Genomic DNA, 20,369 nt, shown 5'->3' on the forward strand with positions numbered 1-20,369 from the left:
TTATGAACCAGTCTGGTGAAATGTGGCGGATTATCGCCCAAGGCGCAAGCCACGCTCTTGACCCTCCCGCCCAAAGGGTCAAAACGGCTTCCAACGCTTACCCGCTCGCCCGGGAAAAGAAGAGAGGCCTTCACGCATGAGCAAGAAAATCCAGATGCCCGCCTTGTCCCCCACGATGGAAGAGGGGACGCTGGCTAAATGGCTGGTGAAGGAAGGCGACACTGTGTCGTCGGGCGATCTGCTCGCCGAGATCGAAACTGACAAGGCCACGATGGAATTTGAAGCCGTGGACGAAGGCAAGATCGCCAAGATCCTCGTCTCCGAAGGTTCCGAAGGCGTGAAAGTCGGCACCGTCATCGCCATCATCGCCGAAGAAGGCGAAGACCTCGCCCAGGCAGCCGAAGGCGACTCCGTTCCTGCCGCCAAGCCAGCCGCCGCCGCACCCAAGGCCGATCCCGTCCCCGCAAAGGCAGAAGCCCCCGCACCCAAAGCCGAGACTGCGCCCGCCCAATCCGGCGACCGCGTAAAGGCCAGCCCCCTCGCACGCCGCCTCGCCGAGGAAAAGGGCCTCGACCTCGCCAACCTCTCCGGCTCCGGCCCCAACGGCCGCATCGTGAAGGCCGATCTGGAAGGCGCTTCAGCCAAGGCTCCGACCGCCGCCCCGGCTCCGGCCGCAGCAGCCCCGGCCGCCGCACCCGCAGCCGCGCAGGACTTCGGCATCCCGCACGAAGTCATCAAGCTCAGCGGCATGCGCAAGACAATCGCCCGCCGCCTGACCGAATCCAAGCAGCAGGTTCCCCACATCTACCTCACCGTGGACATTCAGCTCGACAAGCTCCTGAAGCTGCGCACCGAACTCAACGCCGGTCTCGCCAGCCGCAACGTCAAGCTGTCCGTCAACGACCTCCTCATTAAGGCGCTCGGCGTCGCCCTCATCCAGGTGCCCGAATGCAACGTCCAGTTTGCGGGCGACCAGATGCTGCAATTCAGCCGCGCCGACATCAGCGTCGCCGTATCGATCCCCGGCGGCCTCATCACCCCGATCGTGACCGGCGCCGACAGCAAGGGCGTCGCCGCCATCTCGAACGAGATGAAAGACCTCGCCGCCCGCGCAAAGGACGGCAAGCTCGCGCCGCAAGAATATCAGGGCGGCACCGCCTCGCTGTCCAACATGGGCATGTTCGGCATCAAGCAGTTCGAAGCCGTCATCAATCCGCCCCAGGCCATGATCATGGCGATCGGCGCAGGCGAAAAGCGTCCCTTCGTCGTCGATGACTCGCTCCAGATCGCGACCGTCATGTCCGCCACCGGCAGCTTCGACCACCGCGCCATCGATGGCGCGGACGGCGCCCGCCTGATGCAGGTCTTCCGCGAGCTGGTCGAAAACCCCCTCGGCATGCTCGCCTGATGCGCGCCGCCGACGAGCTGCCGCCGGAGGAAAGCCCGGCGGTACGCGTCATCGCCATGCCCGCCGACACCAATCCCTATGGGGATATTTTCGGCGGCTGGCTGATGAGCCTCATGGACTCGGCGGCAGGCTCCGTCGCAGCCCGCCACAGCAAGGGCCGCGCCGTGACCATCGCCGTCGAAGGCATGACTTTTCTCCGCCCGGTGGTGGTCGGCGACGAAGTTTCGGTGTTCGCCAAGCTCGCTTCGGTCGGCCGTACCTCGATGAAGATCGATGTCGAAGCCTGGCGCCGCACCCGTCATGACGATCGCTCCTACCGCGTGACCCGCGCCACTTTCACCTTCGTGGCGATCGGAGAGGATCGCCAGCCCCGCACCGTTCCGCCCATGACTGCGGCATAAGAAGAGAGACCACCACAATGGCTGAGAATTACGACCTCATCGTTCTGGGCTCCGGCCCCGGCGGCTATGTGGCCGCGATCCGCGCGGCGCAGTTGGGCCTAAAGACCGCCATCGTCGAGCGCGAAAATCTCGGCGGCATCTGCCTCAATTGGGGCTGCATCCCGACCAAGGCGCTGCTGCGCTCGGCCGAAATCTTCCACTATATGCAGCATGCGGGCGACTATGGCCTTGCCGCTGAAAAGATCAGCGCGGACATCGCCGCCGTCGTCAAACGCTCGCGCGGCGTCGCCAAACAACTCAATCAGGGCATCACGCACCTGATGAAGAAGAACAAGATCACCGTCCACATGGGCGACGGCAAGCTGACCGGCAAGGGAAAGCTGTCCGTCACCAAGGACGGCAAGACCGAAGAACTGACCGCCAAGAACATCATCCTCGCCACCGGCGCCCGCGCCCGCGACCTGCCCGGCACCCCCGCCGACGGCAAGCGCGTCTGGACCTACCGCCACGCCATGACCCCGCCGGAAATGCCGACCAAGCTGTTGGTTATCGGATCAGGCGCGATCGGCATCGAATTCGCCAGCTTCTACAACGACATGGGCGCTGACGTAACCGTGGTCGAGATGATGAACCGCGTCGTCCCGGTAGAGGATGCGGACGTCTCCGCCTTCCTCGAAAAGGCCCTCAAAAAGCAGGGCATGACCATCCTGACCGGCGCAGGCGTCAGCGATATTCAGGTTGGCGCCAACGGCATCAAGGCGAAGCTGAAGGACAAGGCGGGCAAGGAAAGCCCCGCAGAATTCAGCCACATGATCGTCGCCATCGGGATCGTCCCCAACACCGAAAATATCGGCCTCAAGGAACTGGGGGTCGCGATGGACGATCGCGGCTTCCTGAAAACCGACGAGATGTGCCGCACCAATGTCGAAGGCATCTGGGCGATCGGCGACATCACCGCCCCGCCATGGCTCGCGCACAAGGCCAGCCATGAAGGCGTCATCACCGCCGAAGCCATCGCGGGCAAGCATCCCCACGCCATGGACCCGCGCAACATTCCGGGCTGCACCTACTGCCACCCGCAGATCGCCAGCGTCGGCCTCACCGAAGCCAAGGCGAAGGAAGCAGGCTATGAGGTGAAGGTCGGCGTGTTCCCCTTCATCGGCAATGGCAAGGCGATCGCGCTCGGCGAAGCAGAAGGCTTCACCAAGACCGTGTTCGACGCCAAAACCGGCGAACTGCTCGGCGCGCATATGGTCGGCGCCGAAGTCACCGAAATGATTCAGGGCTTCACGGTCGGCAAGACGCTGGAAACGACCGAAGCGGAGTTGATGCACACCGTCTTCCCGCATCCCACCATCTCGGAATCGATGCACGAAAGCGTGCTCGCCGCTTATGGACGCGCGCTCCATATCTGATCGCCGCTCATGGCAAAAGGGCGCGGGGATATTCCTCCTCGCGCTCCTCGCCGTTCTGGCAATCGCGCTGCTCCAGCGATCGGGTTGGTTCGATCCACTGAACATCGCCGCGATGAAGGCGGCGGGGGCGGGCAGGGCAGCCGCCCCATGGATCACCCCGGTCATGGTGGCTGCGTCGATTATCGGCGACACGGTCGGGCGATTGCTCATCATGGCCGCCGTTGCGCTCGGCCTGCTCTACCGGTGCCAGCGATATGCCGCCCAATGGCTCGCGCTGGTGACGGTCGGCGGCACCTTCCTCAACACCGGCCTCAAACAGATTTTCGCCGCACCGCGCCCTGATCTTCTGCCGCACATCGACATCGTGCATAGCTACAGCTTTCCCAGCGGCCATTCCGCCGGGACCATGATCCTGTTCGGCGCGCTCGCCATGCTGACACGTTTGGAACTTGGCGCCCCACCATCACCGTTCGCCCTGAGCTTGTCGAAGGGCTTTCCTTCCTCTTTTGAGAAGAAGAGAGCTTCGACAAGCTCAGCCCGAACGGGATGGAGTAATTCAGGTAAAAAGCAGCCTGTTCTACCTTATCTCACCGCCGCGCTCATCATCGCCCTCATCGGCACCAGCCGCGTCTGGCTCGGCGTCCATTGGCCAAGCGACGTCCTCGCCGGTTGGATCGAGGGGCTCGGCTGGCTATGCCTCTGCCGCTACTGGCTACCAGCGGGGCGAGGGCAGGAGCAACGCGTCGCTTAGCCGATCATGCGGCGGCATTCCGTCAGCTGTGACGAAGCCATGCACCCAGAAGCTGTCATAGGCACTGCCCAGCGCAATCATCAGCAACAGCAGCGCCGATCCGGCAAAGACCGGCCGCGCCACCCGCAACCCCGTCTCCGGCATCATCGCCAGCAACACCAAAGGCAGCAGCGGCAGAAAATAGCGCCCCTGCGTCCCCTGCACATAATCCGCCCCCAATGGCGTGCCCGTCAGATACATAGCCGTTTCGATCAGCAAAGCGGTGCCACCAGCTACAGCCAGCCACCACAGCCTCTGCCCCGCGCCGACCCGGACGCCTGATCCACTCAAAACAGCCGCCCCCAGCATGACAGCCGCCAGCAGATAAGCCCCCAGCGGCAACAGTATCGCGTTCCACCCGAAACGCCCGACAATCTGCAACGCATAAACCGGCGACCGCTCGATAATGCTGGTCGCCAAAACATGGGCGTAGGCAACGGGATCAGCCAGAATGACCCCCAACTGCGCCCCAAACGGCGCGGTCATGACATTCTCGCCCGTCTTGCGCGACACGATATGATAAAGCGCCTGACTGCCGCCGGACATTTTCATCCACAGAATGAAGGCCGCCGCTCCAACCGCCATCGCGCCCAGCAGCAGCCAGGGCCGCCTGTCCCGCCGATGCTGCGGCCATTGCAGCCCCGCCGCCATCAGCGGCAGATACACCCCCTTCGCCAGCGCGAGCAGGGGTGCGGTAATCATCAGGCCGGCCGACCGGGCCGGACTGCTACCCATTGCGGCAAGGCGCAATGACAGCGCCAATCCTACAAAGCCCATCCCGTTGATCACGGCGTCCGGCGAAAGAGAGCCCGTCTGATAGCAGAATGTCGGCAACAACGCCGTCCCAAGCAGCGCGCATCGACCAAAGGGCATCAGGCCGAACGCCACCGCCAGCAATATCAGCCCGCCCGCAGCATTGATGATCCGCCCCACATAGAAGCTCCCCATGCGCGGCAGGTCCAACGCGTCACCAATCATCAGTCCTGCGGCTGAAGGCGCATAGAGCGTCGGCGCATAATTGGCGACGTTGGGAAAGTCGGCAAAGGCAGTGCCCGGCCGCCCCGCGTCCGCCCTCCATGCCCGCTCGACCATCATGCGATCAAAGTGCCGCGCCTGGCCCGTAACGTCGGTCGGAAAATCGATCCCGTGCAGTTCCAGCGCAGATCGCGGCAGCTCAGCCCCAATCTCCTCGCCCCGCCGCTCCGTCATGACCCGAACGTCCGCCAGCAGCAGCGCCTTCATATAATGCTGATTTTCGTCGGGTGCCTGAAAGGGGGGCGTAATCACCGCAAATGACAATGTGAAGGCGCAGACCAGCGCCAGCAGCCAGCGCTCCAACCTTGTCACCGGCACGGCAATGGGCGAAAGCATCGCCCGCGCCGAAGAAATCGATAGTCTTTCGTGCCGCAAGAAGCCGCTCCACCAACTTAACCCTCTCCCCTGGGGGAGAAGGCAGGGAGAGGGGGCGGCGCAACACCCGTCGGACTCACACCCTCACCAAATCGCTCCCAGCCGGAAAGCAACAAGGCGGGCGCAACCCTAACGGTCAGCTCTTAACATTTCCCCAGCATTGCCCGCGCTTTTCCATTGTGGCGCAGGAATCCCGCTCATTCCGCTTCATTTTCTTTTTCAACCGGAGGATGCAGCCGCAGCCGCGTCACCCGGCGTCCATCGCTGCTCACGATTTCCAGCTTCCAGCCGCTCTGTTCATGATCCAATATTTCGCCCGCATCAGGCACGCGCCCCGCGATGACGAACGCCAGACCGCCCAGCGTGTCGACATCTTCCTCGACATCGGCCAGCCGTTCGTCAATCTCCTCGGCGACATCCTCCAGTTCGGCGCGAGCATCCGCCTCCCACAATCCGCCCTCCAGCGGGACCAGCAGCGCTTCGGGCGCCTCGTCATGTTCATCCTCGACGTCGCCGACGATTTCCTCGACCAGATCCTCGAAAGTCAGCAGGCCCTCAGTCCCCGAATATTCGTCCAGAACAATGGCAAGATGGGTGCGCTTGGCCCGCATTTCGGCCAGCAGGTCCAGCGCGCCCATGCTTTCGGGCACATAAAGCGGCTGGCGGATCAGCGGCTCCAGGCTGTCTGGAACAGGCGACTTGCCCGCCAATATCGCAAAGGCGTCGCGGATGTGGACCATGCCGACGATCGTATCCAGCGTCTCGCGATAAACCGGGATGCGGCTATGCCCCGCTTCGGCGAACAGCGCGGCCAGTTCGGCAAAGCTCGCCCGCTCCTCGATCGCGATGATGTCGGCGCGTGGCACCGCGACGTCATCAACCGTATGTTCGGAAAAATGCAGGAGATTGCGGACCATCTGCCGCTCTATCGCCGACAGGTCGCCCTTGGCGGGAGCGGACGCGCCTTCGTCCTGCTCATCCTCATCATAATCGTCGAGCGCCTCTTCCAGCTCGCGTCGCAGGCTGGGGCTTTCTTCCTCACCAAACAGCAGCGACTTCAGGCCGCTCCATAAACCGCCCTCGTGACTACTACTGTCCGATTCCTTTGAACCGTTGCCGTCCTTCGGACTGCCCTCAGCCATCGTTCTTCCTATTATCCTGTCAGTCGATCCCCATAGGGATCGGAAATGCCAAGGCTCAGCAATGATTGCGTCTCCAACGCCTCCATCGCCTCCGCCTCGGCATCCTCCATATGATCATATCCCAGCAAATGGAAAGTCCCATGGATGATCAGATGAGTGGCATGTTCGGCCACCGATATGCCTTTTTCCGCAGCCTCGCTGGCGCAAACGCCCTCCGCCAGCACGATATCGCCCAGCAGAACCTCGCCATCGTCGGTGTTGCCGGTCCCTTCCAGCAGGTCGGACTGCACCATCGGGAATGACAGGACGTTGGTCGGCTTGTCCTTGTCCCGATAGGCGCGGTTCAGCTGATGCACCTCCTCGTCACTGGTCAGCTTGACCGCGACCTCATACAGCGCCTGGTCCGCGGCAAAGGCGGCATAGGGGCTATGCGTAATCGCCGCCACCACCGCCCGCTGCGCCAGCAACTGCCAATCTTCGCCCGGCCAGCCTTCATCATGAAGGACCGCAACTTCAATCATCTATATGCGCTCCACTGCCCATTCACGCATCCGGCCCCTCATAAGCCTGCACGATCCGCCCCACGACTGGATGGCGCACGACGTCGCCGATCCCGAACGGCACGACCGATATGCCCTCGACCCCTTCCAGCCGCGCCACCGCGTCAGCCAGTCCCGAAATGCCCGGCTGCGGCAAATCCACCTGCCTCGGATCCCCGCAGATCACCATCCGGCTACCCTCGCCAAAGCGGGTGAGGAACATCTTCATCTGCGCGATGGTCGTGTTCTGCGCCTCGTCCAGTACGATGAACGCGTTGGCCAGCGTCCGCCCGCGCATGAAGGCCAGCGGCGCGATCTCTATCTCCCCGCTCGCGATCCGCCGCTCCACCTGCTCGGCGGGCAGCGTGTCATAGAGCGCGTCATAGATCGGCCGCAGATAGGGATCGACCTTCTCCTTCATGTCGCCGGGCAGGAAGCCCAGCCGCTCGCCCGCTTCCACTGCCGGGCGCGACAGGATCAGCCGATCGACGCTGCCCGTGATCAGCTGACTCACCGCCTGCGCGACGGCGAGATAGGTCTTGCCCGTGCCTGCCGGACCCAGCGCGAAGATGATGTCGTTCCGGGTCAGCGCCTCCATATAGGTGACCTGCGTGGCCGAGCGCGGGACGATCGTCTTCTTGCGCGTGCGGATCATCACCTTGGGCGGCTCGGCGACATCGTGCCGGATGATGCCGTCCAGCATCGGTTCGGCCGACATGGCGATCACCGCCTCGACCGCGCCGCTGTCAATCTCCTGCCCCGCGACGATCCGGTTATAGAGGCCCGTCATCACGTCCCGCGCCCGCGCCGCCGCTTCGGCATCGCCCTCAATCTGCAACTTATTGCCCCGCGCTGCGATATAGACGCCCAGCCGGTTTTCGATCGCCACCAGATTCTGGTCATACTGCCCGAACAGTGCACCCAACAGGTGCGGCTTCTCGAAAGTCACTTCCAACCGCGCGCGTTCGGCAACGTCCGCGCGATGATTTTGGTTCGGTTTCTTGGACATTCAGCAGCCTCCCTTTCCATCCGTCACAACCGCGCTGGCGGTTATCCATCTCCTGGTCTTCGATCCCGGTGGACAGGCTCGGAGATGGGTTCCTGCAAAAGCGGGAACGACGGGTTTTGGGTTCAAGCGGCTTTCCTCCTGCTGAGTTCGCCAGCCAGACTGTTCGGGCCGGCACTGATGATATCCACTTCGACCATGTCGCCGATGACAAGTTCGGGCGCTGTGACATGGACAGATTGCAGCCAAGGCGTCTTCCCGATCAACTGCCCGGCATGGCGCCCCTTGCGCTCCAGCAATATCTCGGTCGTGCGCCCCACCGTGGCGGCGTTGAATTCCACTTGGTGCCGGTTGATCACCGCCTGAAGCCGCGCCAGCCGCTCGTCCATCACTGCCGCCGGAACCTGCCCGTCCATTTCTGCCGCAGGCGTGCCGGGGCGGGGGCTGTATTTGAACGAATAGCATTGCGCATAACGCACCTGCTCGACGATCTTCAGCGTATCCTCGAACTCCGCATCGCTCTCGCCCGGAAAGCCGACGATGAAGTCGCCCGACAGCGCAATATCCGGCCGAGCCTGGCGCACCCGCTCGATGATCCGCAAATAGCTGTCCACATCATGGCTGCGGTTCATCGCCTTCAATATGCGGTTGTTCCCCGACTGCACCGGCAAATGCAGGAAAGGCATCAGCTTCGCCTCGTCGCCATGAGCCGCGATCAACCCATCACTCATGTCATTGGGATGGCTGGTCGTATAGCGGATGCGCGCCAGCCCGCCGATCTTCGCCAGTTCGCGCACAAGGCCGTCCATGCCCTGCAAGCGGCCCTTGTCATCCTCGCCAGCCCAGGCATTCACATTCTGCCCCAGCAGCGTGATCTCCCGCACGCCGCCATCCACCAGCGCCTTCGCTTCATCGAGGATCGCGCCCCAAGTCCGGCTGATCTCCGCCCCACGCGTATAGGGCACCACGCAATAGGTGCAGAACTTATCGCATCCTTCCATGATCGTCAGGAAGGCGGTCGGCCGAGCCTGCTTCGTTCGTCCCGGCAGGGCAGCAAATTTCGACGCCAGCGGCATGTCGGTATCGACCGCCTCCTCGCCACGCCCGGCCTTTTCGATCAAATCAGGCAGCCGGTGATAAGCCTGCGGCCCCACCACAATATCGACAGTCTTCGCCCGGCGGCTGATCTCGCCCCCCTCCGCCTGCGCGACGCAGCCAGCGACCGCGATCATCGGCCGTGTGCCATCCTCGCGGTTCAACCGGCCAATATCGGAATAAACCTTATCCACCGCCTTTTCGCGAATGTGGCAGGTGTTCAGGATGACCAGATCCGCCTCAGCGCCATCGGCCGCTGCGGTCATGCCCCGTTCGCCCAGCATCTCGGCCATGCGCTCGCCATCATAGACGTTCATCTGGCAGCCGAAGGATTTGACGTGGAATGTCGCTGGAGTCTTTGGGGCGTCGTTACGATTCATGCCGTCCATCTATACAGGGGCCACGACCGGAGTGAAAGGCGGCAGGTGCATCGCAATGCTCGCGGCGATCCTTTCCCGCGCCACTGCCGCTAACTGCTTGCGATCGGGGTACAGCGCCGGGTCGAACGGCTCCAGAAAACGCAGCGTGACGTTCAGCCGACCGCGCCGCTCCAGCAGCCGCCGCACATTTTGCCCCGCCGGTTCGTCGCTATGCCACGCAATCTCCGCCGTGGCCGCGCCATAATCGATATGCACCGGCTGGATCATCACCGCGCGCGGCGGGGGCAGCAAAACCGCCAGCAGCGACGGCTTGAACGGCAGCAGGCCCTGCCCATTGCTGGTCGTACCCTCTGGGAACAGCGCAACCGGCTGGTGCCCCGCCAGCGCCGCGCGCAGCGCTTCGATCTGTCCGCCAAGCGCGCCTCGCCGGTTCCGCGCCACAAACAGCGTATTATTCTGGGCCGCCAGCCACCCGACGATCGGCCAGCCCGCAATCCCGTCATGCGCGACGAATGCGGCGGAGGTTGCACCGCCCAGCACCAATATATCGACCCAGCTGACATGATTGGCGATAATGAAACTGTCGCCGTGAAAGGGATGCCCTTCTACCCGCGCCCGCGCACCGACGGCCCTTGCCGCCATTCCCAGAAAGCGGGGAGGCCAGGGCGATCGAGCACCAACGGCCCGCCATAGCAGATGCGGGATCAGGCAAAGCAGCAGGCATGCCGCCAGAGCGCTCAGCCGATAGAGAAAGCGAAGCCGCCGCAAGGCTGTCAGTTCTTGCGGTCCAACGATACGCCGTACAATTCCATGCGATGGTCGACCAGGCGGAAACCCAGCTTCTCGGCGATCTGCTTCTGCAACTGCTCCAGTTCCGGATCGACGAACTCAATGACATTGCCCGTCTCGACATCGATCAGATGGTCGTGATGCGCTTCGGGCGCTGCCTCATAACGGGCGCGTCCATCGCCAAAGTCGTGCCGCTCCAAAATGCCCGCCTCTTCGAACAGGCGGACGGTGCGGTACACGGTCGCGATCGAAATGCCCGGATCGATGGCGGACGACCGCTTGTGCAGTTCCTCCACATCGGGATGGTCCACCGCGTCACTCAGCACTTGAGCGATCACGCGGCGCTGTTCAGTGATGCGCAGGCCCTTCTCATGGCAAAGGGCTTCTACATCGATCTTGCGGTTCATGCGGGCTCGCTCATTCAGGTGTGTCGGATAATCAGCGGAAATCTAGCGGCATAAACGTCATTATAAAAGGGGCGCATGGCAAATGCGCCCCTCTCATCGCGGATCGCCCGCAGTTGCTGCTTATTTCGCGCGGGTGCGGCGGCGCTTTGTCCCAAGCCCGATCTTCTTCGCCAGCGAACGGCGCTGTTCGGCATAGTTGGGGGCGACCATCGGATAGTCGGCGGGCAGACCCCACTTCGCGCGATAATCGTCCGGCGTCATCTGATAGTGAGTCATCAGGTGCCGCTTCAGCATCTTCAGCTTCTTGCCGTCTTCCAGGCAGATAATATAGTCGGGCTTGATCGAAGAACGCACCGACACTGCTGGTTCCGGTTTTACTTCCGGGACAGCAGCTGGCTTGGTCAGGCCAGACAGGGCCGCGTGAACGTTCTGGATAAGCGTTGAAACGTCAGACACGGCGACACTGTTGTTAGAAACATGTGCTGCCACAATGTCCGAAGTCAAAGTAATGAGCAGCTCGCTCTGGGCTGATTCGATTTCCATTTCTTTTATCCCGCGAATGCTAAATTTAGTGCGACCCGCCCAGGTGAATTCGTTTCAGGAGCGGTATGTCAGCGTTATACCCGGATACGCCGATTAGCAAGGGTGATCCAGTCTATCCCAGCATTTCTATACGAAAGCTCAGGGCATCGTGAAGTTGTCCATCGGCACCCCGGTAGTAACCAGGACGCCTATGTACATATTCGAACCCTGCTCTTTCATATAATTTGATCGCTGTATTTGACGAACGGACTTCGAGATTCATCGACTTGATGCCTCGCCGTCGCGCCGTCTTCAAACTATCGATCAACAGTTCCCGGCCAATGCCCCGTCCGCGCCATGCCGGATGGACGGCCAGCAACAGCAGTTCGCATTCGTCCAACACCGACCGGACCAGTGCGAAACCCATCGCCGCCGCATCCACCCGCGCGATCGTCAGCCATGTGCCCGGCATCATCATGACGCCGGAAAGCTGTGGCAGCGTCCATGCCTCGCCATAGGCGGGGTCGAATGCCTCTGCCATGACATCCATCGCGTCGGCCAGCGCGTTGCGCTCGCCATCCTCATATATGTCCAGCGTAAGGCCGGGGATCATGAACGGCCCTGCTGCGGCGTAGGCTGCATCATGGGCTGCGCGTCGGCATCGCGGCAGTAAATGGGGGAGGGCGGCAGGGGCGGCAGTTCTGCGATCAACGGATAATCGGCGGAGTTGGGATAAAGGCTGACGGCCGTTCCATGGCCACGCGCGGTCACCAATGCTTCGGCGCCCGTGCCATATATCACCGGCTGGTCCAGCATTGTGGCAAGCGTCGCGATCGGGGTGGACGAGGGCTGGGTGATGGCGGTCAGGCCATCGGCCTCAAAACATTGCCAGAACAGTTCGCCATGCCCCCCCGTAATGGTGACCGCGATCGGCCCGCCATCCTGATGCTGATCCTGACCTTGGGCCGCCTTGGCCGCGATCAGCGACAGCGCGCAATAACCCTGTAGGGGCAGCGACCATGCGAGGGCAAGCGCTCTAGCGGCCGCTATGCCGATGCGCACGCCCGTGAAGCTGCCGGGGCCAAGGTCGACCGCAATCGCGTTCGCCCGGCCGCCGTCGGGCAGGGCGGCAATCGCGGGCACCAGCGCTTCGGCATGGCCCCGGCCGACTATCTCATGGAAATGGCCGATCGGCCTGCCGTCCTCCAGCAGCGCCACGGACAGCGCCTGCGTAGCGGTGTCGATGACGAGAGTGCGCAAGAAAATCCCCTGTGAAAACCGGCGTGGGAGCGGGCGGCCTATGGCAAGCGGTTAGTCGATCGCGATCGTTTTGCCAAACGCCGCCGCCGCTATTTCAGACGGCGCGCACTTCCGTCACTTCCGGGACATAATGTTTGAGCAGTTGCTCGATCCCGTTCTTCAACGTGGCGCTTGAGGACGGGCAACCGGAACAGGCGCCCTGCATCCGCAGATAGACCGTTCCGCGATCAAAGCCACGATAGACGATGTCGCCGCCGTCATTGGCGACGGCGGGCCGGACTCGCGTGTCGATAAGGTCGCGGATCTGCGCGACGATCTCCGCGTCGGCGGGATCATCGGTGAACTCTTCCTCCTCTTCGGGGATGAAGATTTCGCCTGCCGATCCGGGGGTGAACAGCGGCATGTTCGCCGAAAAATGCTCCAGCAGGATCGACAGGATATCGGGCTTCACATCGCTCCACTGCGCGCCGGGCGCGATGGTGACGGAAATGAAGTCGCCGCCGAAAAAGACGCCGGTGACGTCGCCAAGGCCGAAAAGGGCATCGGCGAGCGGAGAGGCTTCCGCTTCCTCCGGCGTCGCGAAATCGCGGGTGCCCATGCCCATGACCACCCGGCCGGGGATGAACTTGACGGTTGCCGGATTTGGCGTTGGTTCGGTCTCGATCAGCATGGCCGCTATGTGGAGAGAAGGTTGCTCAAGATCAAGCTTTCTGACGGGCTTTTGGGGAACTTCGCCAGATGCTGGCGATTAAACTCCTATCAGCATGAGCAGGAGACAAAGGATGAGCACCGAATCCGATATCCGCCACCGTTTCTGGACCGAATTGTCGCAGAGCCCCTTTCTGATGATCGGCTTGCTGGGATCGCACGAACACAGCCTGCCGATGACGGCGCAGCTCGACCCCGGTGCCAACCATTGCTTCTGGTTCTACACGACCCGGGACAATCGTCTGGCGAAGGGCGGCCCGGCCATGGCGCAGTTTTCGGGGAAGGGCCATTATTTGTTCGCCTGCATCGACGGCACTCTTGTGGAGGAAACCGACCCGGCGGTGATCGACCGCTACTGGACCCACGAAGTCGCGGCCTGGTATCCCGGCGGGCGGCAGGACCCCAATCTGCTCATGCTCCGCTTTGATCTTGGCCATGCGGAAATCTGGCGCGCGGACATGTCGCTGGGCGGGGTCTTCAAGCAATTGTTCGGCGGCGACGTGCGCGATGAGATGCGCGGGAAGCATGTGGAAATCTCGCTCTAATGTCTCGAGTGGGGCTTCGTTTCGGCGAAGCCCTTGCTTTTTTGCATGAATGAAAGCATATGGCCCGCAACGCAGCGGGCGGCCTTCATGGCCCATCAGCGATTGGCAGCGTGATCGTCCCGACCCTTGAGGGGTGACGGGGCCGGCCAATGAAAGTCTGCGCCAAGCTTTTGAGGCTTCCCTATTCACGCGGGTCGTTTCGCAACCCGCTTTGCGTCCAGTTGCGATTCGCAACCCATGGCCGCCTGAGCCTTTCTAATTCGAGAGTTCATTCATGCAATTCACCGACCTTGGCCTCGCCGAGTCCATCCTGAAGGCGCTCGCCGCCAAGAATTACGCCAACCCCACACCCATCCAGACGCAGGCGATTCCCGTCCTGCTTCAGGGCAAGGACCTGTGCGGCATCGCCCAAACAGGCACCGGCAAGACCGCTGCCTTCGCGCTGCCCAGCCTCGACCATTTCGCCCGCAATCCCAAGCCGACGCCGCTTCAGGGCTGCCGGATGCTGGTCCTGTCCCCCACCCGCGAACTCGCAGCCCAGATCGCGCAGAGCTTCCGCGACTATGGCCGCTTCCTGAAGCTGTCGGTCGAAGTCGTCTTCGGCGGTGTCCCCATCAACCGTCAAATCCGGGCATTGGGGCGCGGCGTCGACATCGTAGTCGCCACGCCGGGCCGTCTCCTCGACCTGATCGACCAGCGCGCCTTCACCATCAAGGACACGGAAATCTTCGTCCTCGACGAAGCCGACCAGATGATGGACATGGGCTTCATCCACCCCTTGAAGCGCATCGCCAAGCTGCTTCCCAAGGAACGGCAGAACCTCTTCTTCTCCGCCACCATGCCCGGCGAGATCGAGGCGCTGGCCGCCCAGTTCCTGAACAACCCGGTCAAGGTCAGCGTAGCGCCCCAGTCCACCACGGCCGAGCGCGTCCGCCAGCAGGCGACCTTCGTCAATCAGGCGGAAAAGCAGGCGCTCCTCACTCTCACGGTTCGCAACGAGCCGATCGATCGTGCGCTGATCTTTACCCGCACCAAGCACGGCGCCGATCGCGTCGTCCGCTTCCTGGAAGGCGCTGGCATCCAGGCGGTCGCGATCCATGGCAACAAGAGCCAGGGGCAGCGCACCACTGCCCTCCAGGCTTTCCGTCACGGTCATGTAAAGCTGCTCGTCGCCACCGACATCGCTGCGCGTGGCATCGACGTGTCGGGCGTCAGCCATGTCATCAATTTCGAGCTTCCCAATGTGCCCGAACAATATGTCCACCGCATCGGCCGCACCGCGCGGGCAGGCGCGGAAGGTATTGCGATCAGCTTCGTGGCCGATGATGAACGGCCCTATCTCAAGGCGATCGAGCGTACCGCTAAGGTGAAGCTCGAGATCGTGCCCTTGCCTGATAATTTCACCGAAGCCGTCCGCAACCTCCCGAAGGCAGCGCCTCAGCGCAAAGGCCGCGAGCAAACGCCGGAACAGAAAACGCGTCGGGCCGACGGCCAGCGTCGCTATCAGGACCAGCAGAAGCAGCAGCAGCGCGGCACCGCCGAACGGGCTCATCGCCCCGATGGAGACGCAAAGCCCGCGAAGAAGAACTTCCGTCGCAACCGGAATGGGGTCGGCGCACACAAGGGTGCTGTGCAAAAGACCGGCGGCCGTTAAGTTTCAGGCAGGATGGCGCCGGGTGGCGCCATCCTGACCTTTCCTGGCGGAACATGGTTGCTCTTTGTCAGTAGCCATTCAGAATTTTGGCTCTAGGCTACGGCGCCATGAGCTTTTCCCTCCGGCGTCCTGCCGTTTCGCTGTCCGTCATTGCATTGCTGCTTTCGGGCATCCCGGCTTCCCTGTCGGCCAGAACTGGCACGACCCCGGCAAAGTCGGCGTCGGCCACCAACGATACGCAGGCGCAGGTCAGGCCGTGGCTCTATGAAAATAGCGACGTGCCCATCGATCCGGCATGGCACTTCGGCACCTTGCCCAATGGCCTGCGCTATGCCGTTCGCCGCAATGGCGTTCCGCCGGGGCAGGTCTCCGTCCGCCTGCGCATGGATGTCGGCGCCCTGATGGAGCAGCCCGATGAGCAGGGCTATGCGCACTTCATGGAGCATCTGACCTTCCGCGGATCGCGCCATGTGCCCGATGGCGAGTCCAAACGAATATGGCAGCGGCTGGGCGTTACCTTCGGCAGCGACAGCAATGCGCAGACGACGCCCACCGGCACCACCTATGCGCTCGACCTTCCTCAGGCGACATCGGCCAGCCTTGGCGAGAGCATGAAAATTCTCGCGGGCATGATGGTCGATCCCAACATCGTGGATAGTGCCGTTGAAGCGGAGCGGGCGGTCGTGCTGGCTGAGCGGCGGGAAGGGGATGGGCCGCAAATGCGCATCTCCGACGCAAGCCGCCGCCACTTCTTCGCAGGTCAGCTTCTTGCGGAGCGCAGCCCCATTGGCACGGTCGCCAGCCTCAATGCTGCCACTGCCGCGCGGATGGAGGCCTTTCATCAGCGCTGGTATCGCCCGGAAAATGCAGTGATCTCGATAGCGGGCGACATCGATCCCGCTGTAGCCGAGCAGATCATCAAGGATAATTTCGCGTCATGGTCGGTGCCGGGGCAGGGGGCTGCGCTCCCGGATTTCGGTGAGCCGGATGCTAAAGCACCTGCGACCAGTGTCGCGGTCGAGCCGGGCGCGCCCACGGGCCTGACCATGGCCTGGCTCCGTCCATGGAAGCTCCATGCCGACACCATCGTCTACAATCAGGACAAGCTGACGGATATGCTGGCGCTGCAGATCATCAGCCGCCGCCTCGAACAAGCAGCCCGCAGCGGAGGCAGCTTCATTCAGGCGAGCGTCGATCAGCAGGATGTCAGCCGATCGGCCGACGGGACCTTCGTCACCTTGGTCCCCACGGGCGAGAATTGGGAAAAGGCCTTGGGCGATGTCCGCGCGATTATCGAAGACGCGAAGGCCAGCGCGCCGAGTCAGCTCGAAATTGACAGGGAATATGCCCAGATCGACACGGCGCTCGCCATTCAGGTCGAGAACGCCGACACGGAAGCGGGCGCCAAGCAGGCGAGCGATCTCGTGAGCGCCGTCGATATTCGCGAAACCACCGTCAGCCCTCAGGCTGCGCTGGAGATATTCCGATCCGGCAAACCGGCCATGACGCCGCAGAAGATACTGGACTCCACGCGCCGCCTGTTTTCTGCCGGCGTGTTCCGAGCCCTCCTGATTACGGGCAAGCCGGTGCCGGGGATCGACGCCCGCCTGTCCGCTGCCCTTGCCGCGCCCGTGAAGGCTGCCACCAACGCCCGGTTGGCGGACAAGGCGATCACGATGGCGGACCTTCCTAAGCTTGGTCCTCCCGGAAAAGTGGTGTCGCGGGCGCAGGTCGGCTTGCCCGGCATGGAGAGCGTGACCTTCGCTAATGGTGTGAAACTCACCCTGTTCGCCAATAATGCTGAAACGGAAAAGGTGCGGATCAACGTCCGCTTCGGCCACGGACAGCTGGCCTTTTCGCCTACGAAGGCAGCACCCGGCTGGGCCGCCAATTATGCGTTGGTGGCGAGTGGAATCGGCAAGCTGGGTCAGCGTGAATTGGATGACCTGACAAATGGTCGCCGCATGGGAATGGATTTCTCAATCGATGACGATGCTTTCGAAATGCAGGCCGTCACTCGCCCGGCTGATTACCGGGATCAGTTGCAACTCTTCGCGACCAAATTGGCCGCGCCGGGCTGGGACCCGGCACCGATCGCCCGAGTGAAGACAGGCGCCGCAGTTGCTTATGACGCCATGGCGCGCGCGCCAGATTCAGTGTTGGCACGCGATCTCAACTGGCTGCTTCATGACAAGGACGTTCGGTTCCGCACCCCTTCGCGAAACGAGATAGAGGCGCTGACCCCGCAGGCGTTTCGGTCCACCTGGGAGCCACTGCTGGCTTCTGGACCAATTGAAGTGCAGATTTTTGGGCAGGTGAAGCCTGAGGAGGCGATCGAAGCGGTGGCCGCCACCTTTGGCGCGCTGCCCGCAAGGCCGGACGTTCCGGTTCCGCCCGCGAACAAGCAGATGCGCTTCCCCGCCCATGTCGCGACGCCGGTCGTTCTGCGGCACAAGGGCGACAAGGAGCAAGCCGCAGCGGTCATGGCCTGGCCAACGGCAGGGGGTTTTGCGCTTACGAAGGAAGCGCGTCAGCTCGAAATCCTGACGCAAATCTTCAATGATCGTCTATTCGATCGGCTGAGGTCGACGGAAGGAGCCGCCTATTCGCCCAGCGTGCAGAATAATTGGCCGTTTTCCTATGAAAGCGGCGGCTACATTCTGGTGACCAGCCAGGTGCGTCCCGACCGCATCAATTATTTCTACGGCGTCGTTAAGGATACGGCGGCTGACCTCGCCAAAAACCCGGTCAGCGACGACGAGCTTCAGCGCGCCGTCGCGCCGATGCGCCAGCTGCTGATGCGGGCGAGCACTGGCAATGCCTTCTGGATGAACCAGATGGAAGGCGCGACCCAGAACCCGCAATATGTGCAGGCAATGCAGACCATGGCGAAGGACATGCTGTCGGTGACCCCCGCTCAGCTTCAGGCGCTTGCCGCCAAATATCTGGTTCCGGGGAAGAGCTGGTCGGCTGTGGTGCTGCCGGAGGGGGTGGACGCTCGCTGACGGTACGACGGTCTTTTGAAGGCAAGTGGCAGGAAGCCAACGCAAAGAGGGCGGGCTATTCGTCAGACCTTCCGAAGTTGAGAGGATAGGCCGTGACATTCGCCTTTGACATATTCCGGTCCCCGGTGGGCGATCTCACCATGATCGCCAGCGGAAAGGGCCTGGCTGCCCTGCTGTGGGAAAATGACGATCCCCTGCGCGTACGGGTCAGGCCTGGGGCGAAGACCCCGGATCACCCACTGCTTCAGGAAACGTCGAGGCAATTGCGCGCCTATTTCTCGGGTCGGCTCACTCGCTTCGATATTCCGCTCGATTTTCAGGGGACGGATTTTCAGAAGCAGGTCTGGGCGGCCCTGCTACGCATTCCGTTCGGGCAATTGCGCAGCTATGGTCAGGTGGCAGCGGATATCGGCCATCCCTCAGCCTCCCGCGCGGTCGGCGCTGCTAACGGCCGCAACCCGCTCTCCATTATCGCGCCCTGCCACAGGGTGATTGGATCGGCGGGCGCGCTGACCGGCTTTGCTGGCGGGCTGGAAGCCAAGCGATACCTGCTGGATCATGAGCAGTCTGTGCTGCGAACCGGAGGAGAATGGCGCACCCAAGTGGATTCGAACCACTGGCCTTTGCCTTCGGAGGGCAACGCTCTATCCAGCTGAGCTATGGGTGCATGTCGCTTGGTGCGAAGCGCCGCTTAGCAAAGCCCAACTGCCGACGCCAGCACCAAAATCGCGACGCGCCGACTATTTGATCTTCTTCATGGGCTGGAACTTGCCGAGCCCGCAGCTGGCACCGCGCCTCAGATCAGGCGAATTGTACAGAACCGTGATGATATCGACGGAGCATAGCTGCGACAGGCTTGTCTTGTACATGAAGCGTCGTTCGAAACCCAGGCTTGGGCAACTGTTTGGAAGTGTGTTCCGGTACACCTTACTGCCGTTCAGAATGAAATCGATCGTCCGATCATCACGAACATCGGTCTGGCGGATCGAATTTATCTGGATGCAATCAACAGGCTTGCCAGCTGCGACCAGATTGTCGGGCCGCGTCTTGGCCGTGGCCGGGGCAACCAGGGACATGAGCGCCACGGCGACACCCAGCCGAAGCGCCGGGGAAACAGGGACGAACATGATTGTCTCTCCTTATTGTCGTCACGGGTAACACGTCATCGAGTGGCGCGTTCCGTCTTTGCCCTAGCACAGCTTGGCTGAACCGCATGAAAATGGCGGGCGTTCAGCTGATCGGCGTGGCTCCTTTGGGAGCAGGGGTCTTGGGCTTGAAGCGGCAGAGGTCGGCGAGGATGCAGCGCCAGCATTCCGGCCGACGCGCCTTACACACATAGCGGCCATGAAGGATGAGCCAGTGGTGTGCATCGCGGCGAAATGGGCCAGGTACGCGCTTCTCCAGCTTTTGTTCGACCGCCAGGGGCGTCTTGCCCGGTGCAAGGCCGGTACGGTTGCCTACGCGGAAGATATGGGTATCGACGGCGAACGTCTCATGCCCGAAGGCCGTGTTCATCACCACATTCGCCGTTTTCCTGCCCACCCCCGGCAGCGTCGTGAGTATGTCGCGATCCTGCGGGACTTCGCCGCCAAAATCGCCCACCAATATTTCGGACAGGGCGATGACATTCTTCGCTTTGGCATTGAAAAGGCCGATCGTCTTGATGTGCTGCTTCAAGCCCTCTTCGCCAAGTTCGACCATCTCGGCGGGCGTTTCCACCTGCTTGAAAAGCGCGCGCGTGGCCTTGTTGACGCCGACGTCGGTTGCCTGGGCGGACAGCACGACCGCGACCAGAAGCTGATAGTCGTTGCCATATTCCAGTTCCGTTCGCGGCGCCGGATTGGCCTCCGCGAGGCGGCTGAAGAAGTCGAAGATCTGCGCCTTGTTCATCGC

At 62.4% G+C, this 20,369-nt stretch carries 20 protein-coding genes, 1 tRNA gene and 1 pseudogene; 8 read left to right on the forward strand and 14 right to left on the reverse strand.

The annotated features are described in order from the left end of the window. Positions 1–136 precede the first annotated feature (136 nt). From ACZ5TB_RS03470 to ACZ5TB_RS03485, 4 genes are read left to right on the forward strand one after another with little or no spacing between them, the layout of a single operon-like run. The gene (locus ACZ5TB_RS03470) at positions 137–1,408 is read left to right on the forward strand and encodes a pyruvate dehydrogenase complex dihydrolipoamide acetyltransferase (protein WP_464792018.1); all 1,272 of its coding nucleotides are present in this window, start codon (positions 137–139) and stop codon (positions 1,406–1,408) included. Continuing rightward, the gene (locus ACZ5TB_RS03475) at positions 1,408–1,809 is read left to right on the forward strand and encodes an acyl-CoA thioesterase (RefSeq protein ID WP_464792019.1); all 402 of its coding nucleotides are present in this window, start codon (positions 1,408–1,410) and stop codon (positions 1,807–1,809) included. The genes ACZ5TB_RS03470 and ACZ5TB_RS03475 overlap by 1 nt, the downstream gene beginning before the upstream one ends. A gap of 17 nt (positions 1,810–1,826) precedes the next feature. Further along, on the forward strand, positions 1,827–3,224 hold the full coding sequence (gene lpdA, locus ACZ5TB_RS03480) for a dihydrolipoyl dehydrogenase (protein ID WP_464792020.1): 1,398 nt from the start codon (positions 1,827–1,829) through the stop codon (positions 3,222–3,224). Further along, positions 3,202–3,975, forward strand: coding sequence for a phosphatase PAP2 family protein (locus tag ACZ5TB_RS03485; protein WP_464792021.1), 774 nt, complete (start codon positions 3,202–3,204; stop codon positions 3,973–3,975). The genes lpdA and ACZ5TB_RS03485 overlap by 23 nt, the downstream gene beginning before the upstream one ends. Here the strand turns inward: ACZ5TB_RS03485 and ACZ5TB_RS03490 are convergent. The 11 genes from ACZ5TB_RS03490 to ACZ5TB_RS03540 form a co-directional block, all read right to left on the reverse strand. Then, a complete protein-coding gene (locus ACZ5TB_RS03490; protein ID WP_464792022.1) occupies positions 3,937–5,385 on the reverse strand; it encodes a DUF2142 domain-containing protein in 1,449 nt (482 codons plus the stop codon). The genes ACZ5TB_RS03485 and ACZ5TB_RS03490 overlap by 39 nt on opposite strands. Before the next feature lie 236 nt (positions 5,386–5,621). Then, on the reverse strand, positions 5,622–6,566 hold the full coding sequence (locus tag ACZ5TB_RS03495; RefSeq protein WP_464792023.1) for a hemolysin family protein: 945 nt from the start codon (positions 6,564–6,566) through the stop codon (positions 5,622–5,624). A gap of 11 nt (positions 6,567–6,577) precedes the next feature. After that, entirely contained in the window at positions 6,578–7,087 is a 510-nt protein-coding gene (ybeY, locus tag ACZ5TB_RS03500) for an rRNA maturation RNase YbeY (protein ID WP_464792024.1), read from the reverse strand. 22 nt (positions 7,088–7,109) lie between these two features. Continuing rightward, entirely contained in the window at positions 7,110–8,114 is a 1,005-nt protein-coding gene (locus ACZ5TB_RS03505) for a PhoH family protein (protein WP_464792025.1), read from the reverse strand. Between the two features lie 122 nt (positions 8,115–8,236). Beyond that, positions 8,237–9,586, reverse strand: coding sequence for a tRNA (N6-isopentenyl adenosine(37)-C2)-methylthiotransferase MiaB (miaB, locus tag ACZ5TB_RS03510; RefSeq protein WP_464792026.1), 1,350 nt, complete (start codon positions 9,584–9,586; stop codon positions 8,237–8,239). 9 nt (positions 9,587–9,595) lie between these two features. Further along, on the reverse strand, positions 9,596–10,228 hold the full coding sequence (locus ACZ5TB_RS03515) for a lysophospholipid acyltransferase family protein (protein WP_464792027.1): 633 nt from the start codon (positions 10,226–10,228) through the stop codon (positions 9,596–9,598). Positions 10,229–10,359: 131 nt separating this feature from the next. Then, positions 10,360–10,782: a Fur family transcriptional regulator gene (locus ACZ5TB_RS03520; protein WP_196225926.1), complete on the reverse strand. Its 423-nt coding sequence runs from the start codon at positions 10,780–10,782 to the stop codon at positions 10,360–10,362. Between the two features lie 120 nt (positions 10,783–10,902). Then, positions 10,903–11,325: a Ros/MucR family transcriptional regulator gene (locus ACZ5TB_RS03525; protein WP_464772441.1), complete on the reverse strand. Its 423-nt coding sequence runs from the start codon at positions 11,323–11,325 to the stop codon at positions 10,903–10,905. 112 nt (positions 11,326–11,437) lie between these two features. Next, complete coding sequence (rimI, locus tag ACZ5TB_RS03530) at positions 11,438–11,917, reverse strand: ribosomal protein S18-alanine N-acetyltransferase (RefSeq protein WP_464779391.1); 480 nt, start codon at positions 11,915–11,917, stop codon at positions 11,438–11,440. Continuing rightward, a complete protein-coding gene (gene tsaB, locus ACZ5TB_RS03535; protein WP_464779392.1) occupies positions 11,914–12,564 on the reverse strand; it encodes a tRNA (adenosine(37)-N6)-threonylcarbamoyltransferase complex dimerization subunit type 1 TsaB in 651 nt (216 codons plus the stop codon). Before tsaB ends, rimI begins: the two co-directional genes overlap by 4 nt. 94 nt (positions 12,565–12,658) lie before the next feature. Next, positions 12,659–13,234, reverse strand: a complete 576-nt coding sequence (locus ACZ5TB_RS03540; RefSeq protein WP_464779393.1) for a NifU family protein — start codon at positions 13,232–13,234, stop codon at positions 12,659–12,661. A 112-nt stretch (positions 13,235–13,346) separates the two neighbouring features. On the opposite strand from ACZ5TB_RS03540, the gene ACZ5TB_RS03545 reads away from it, so the two are divergent. The 4 genes and pseudogenes from ACZ5TB_RS03545 to ACZ5TB_RS03560 all read left to right on the forward strand — a co-directional run. Then, on the forward strand, positions 13,347–13,817 hold the full coding sequence (locus ACZ5TB_RS03545) for a pyridoxamine 5'-phosphate oxidase family protein (protein ID WP_464779394.1): 471 nt from the start codon (positions 13,347–13,349) through the stop codon (positions 13,815–13,817). A 274-nt stretch (positions 13,818–14,091) separates the two neighbouring features. After that, complete coding sequence (locus tag ACZ5TB_RS03550) at positions 14,092–15,471, forward strand: DEAD/DEAH box helicase (RefSeq protein WP_464792028.1); 1,380 nt, start codon at positions 14,092–14,094, stop codon at positions 15,469–15,471. 107 nt (positions 15,472–15,578) lie between these two features. Beyond that, complete coding sequence (locus ACZ5TB_RS03555) at positions 15,579–18,476, forward strand: M16 family metallopeptidase (protein WP_464792029.1); 2,898 nt, start codon at positions 15,579–15,581, stop codon at positions 18,474–18,476. Positions 18,477–18,568: 92 nt separating this feature from the next. Further along, positions 18,569–19,042 (forward strand): annotated as a pseudogene (locus ACZ5TB_RS03560) (methylated-DNA--[protein]-cysteine S-methyltransferase); the annotation flags it as partial. A gap of 24 nt (positions 19,043–19,066) precedes the next feature. Here the strand turns inward: ACZ5TB_RS03560 and ACZ5TB_RS03565 are convergent. From ACZ5TB_RS03565 to nth, 3 genes are all read right to left on the reverse strand, one after another. Next, a tRNA-Arg gene (locus tag ACZ5TB_RS03565) sits at positions 19,067–19,143 on the reverse strand. Positions 19,144–19,216: 73 nt separating this feature from the next. After that, positions 19,217–19,603 (reverse strand): hypothetical protein, encoded by a 387-nt coding sequence (locus tag ACZ5TB_RS03570; protein WP_464792030.1) that lies wholly within the window; start codon positions 19,601–19,603, stop codon positions 19,217–19,219. A 103-nt stretch (positions 19,604–19,706) separates the two neighbouring features. Beyond that, positions 19,707–20,366 carry an endonuclease III gene (gene nth / locus ACZ5TB_RS03575; RefSeq protein WP_464792031.1) on the reverse strand — a complete coding sequence of 220 codons (660 nt, stop codon included), beginning with the start codon at positions 20,364–20,366 and terminating at the stop codon, positions 19,707–19,709. Positions 20,367–20,369: the final 3 nt, after the last annotated feature.

This window comes from Sphingobium sp. TomTYG74 (assembly GCF_055393875.1).

What these genes read in the sequence shown, in the direction of transcription:
- ACZ5TB_RS03470 (WP_464792018.1), top strand. Translation starts at nt 137, where the DNA reads ATGAGCAAGAAAATCCAGATGCCCGCCTTGTCCCCCACGATGGAAGAG.
- ACZ5TB_RS03475 (WP_464792019.1), top strand. Translation starts at nt 1,408, where the DNA reads ATGCGCGCCGCCGACGAGCTGCCGCCGGAGGAAAGCCCGGCGGTACGC.
- lpdA (WP_464792020.1), top strand. Translation starts at nt 1,827, where the DNA reads ATGGCTGAGAATTACGACCTCATCGTTCTGGGCTCCGGCCCCGGCGGC.
- ACZ5TB_RS03485 (WP_464792021.1), top strand. Translation starts at nt 3,202, where the DNA reads ATGGACGCGCGCTCCATATCTGATCGCCGCTCATGGCAAAAGGGCGCG.
- ACZ5TB_RS03490 (WP_464792022.1), bottom strand. Translation starts at nt 5,385, where the DNA reads ATGCTTTCGCCCATTGCCGTGCCGGTGACAAGGTTGGAGCGCTGGCTG.
- ACZ5TB_RS03495 (WP_464792023.1), bottom strand. Translation starts at nt 6,566, where the DNA reads ATGGCTGAGGGCAGTCCGAAGGACGGCAACGGTTCAAAGGAATCGGAC.
- ybeY (WP_464792024.1), bottom strand. Translation starts at nt 7,087, where the DNA reads ATGATTGAAGTTGCGGTCCTTCATGATGAAGGCTGGCCGGGCGAAGAT.
- ACZ5TB_RS03505 (WP_464792025.1), bottom strand. Translation starts at nt 8,114, where the DNA reads ATGTCCAAGAAACCGAACCAAAATCATCGCGCGGACGTTGCCGAACGC.
- miaB (WP_464792026.1), bottom strand. Translation starts at nt 9,586, where the DNA reads ATGAATCGTAACGACGCCCCAAAGACTCCAGCGACATTCCACGTCAAA.
- ACZ5TB_RS03515 (WP_464792027.1), bottom strand. Translation starts at nt 10,228, where the DNA reads ATGGCGGCAAGGGCCGTCGGTGCGCGGGCGCGGGTAGAAGGGCATCCC.
- ACZ5TB_RS03520 (WP_196225926.1), bottom strand. Translation starts at nt 10,782, where the DNA reads ATGAACCGCAAGATCGATGTAGAAGCCCTTTGCCATGAGAAGGGCCTG.
- ACZ5TB_RS03525 (WP_464772441.1), bottom strand. Translation starts at nt 11,325, where the DNA reads ATGGAAATCGAATCAGCCCAGAGCGAGCTGCTCATTACTTTGACTTCG.
- rimI (WP_464779391.1), bottom strand. Translation starts at nt 11,917, where the DNA reads ATGATCCCCGGCCTTACGCTGGACATATATGAGGATGGCGAGCGCAAC.
- ACZ5TB_RS03540 (WP_464779393.1), bottom strand. Translation starts at nt 13,234, where the DNA reads ATGCTGATCGAGACCGAACCAACGCCAAATCCGGCAACCGTCAAGTTC.
- ACZ5TB_RS03545 (WP_464779394.1), top strand. Translation starts at nt 13,347, where the DNA reads ATGAGCACCGAATCCGATATCCGCCACCGTTTCTGGACCGAATTGTCG.
- ACZ5TB_RS03550 (WP_464792028.1), top strand. Translation starts at nt 14,092, where the DNA reads ATGCAATTCACCGACCTTGGCCTCGCCGAGTCCATCCTGAAGGCGCTC.
- ACZ5TB_RS03555 (WP_464792029.1), top strand. Translation starts at nt 15,579, where the DNA reads ATGAGCTTTTCCCTCCGGCGTCCTGCCGTTTCGCTGTCCGTCATTGCA.
- ACZ5TB_RS03570 (WP_464792030.1), bottom strand. Translation starts at nt 19,603, where the DNA reads ATGTTCGTCCCTGTTTCCCCGGCGCTTCGGCTGGGTGTCGCCGTGGCG.
- nth (WP_464792031.1), bottom strand. Translation starts at nt 20,366, where the DNA reads ATGAACAAGGCGCAGATCTTCGACTTCTTCAGCCGCCTCGCGGAGGCC.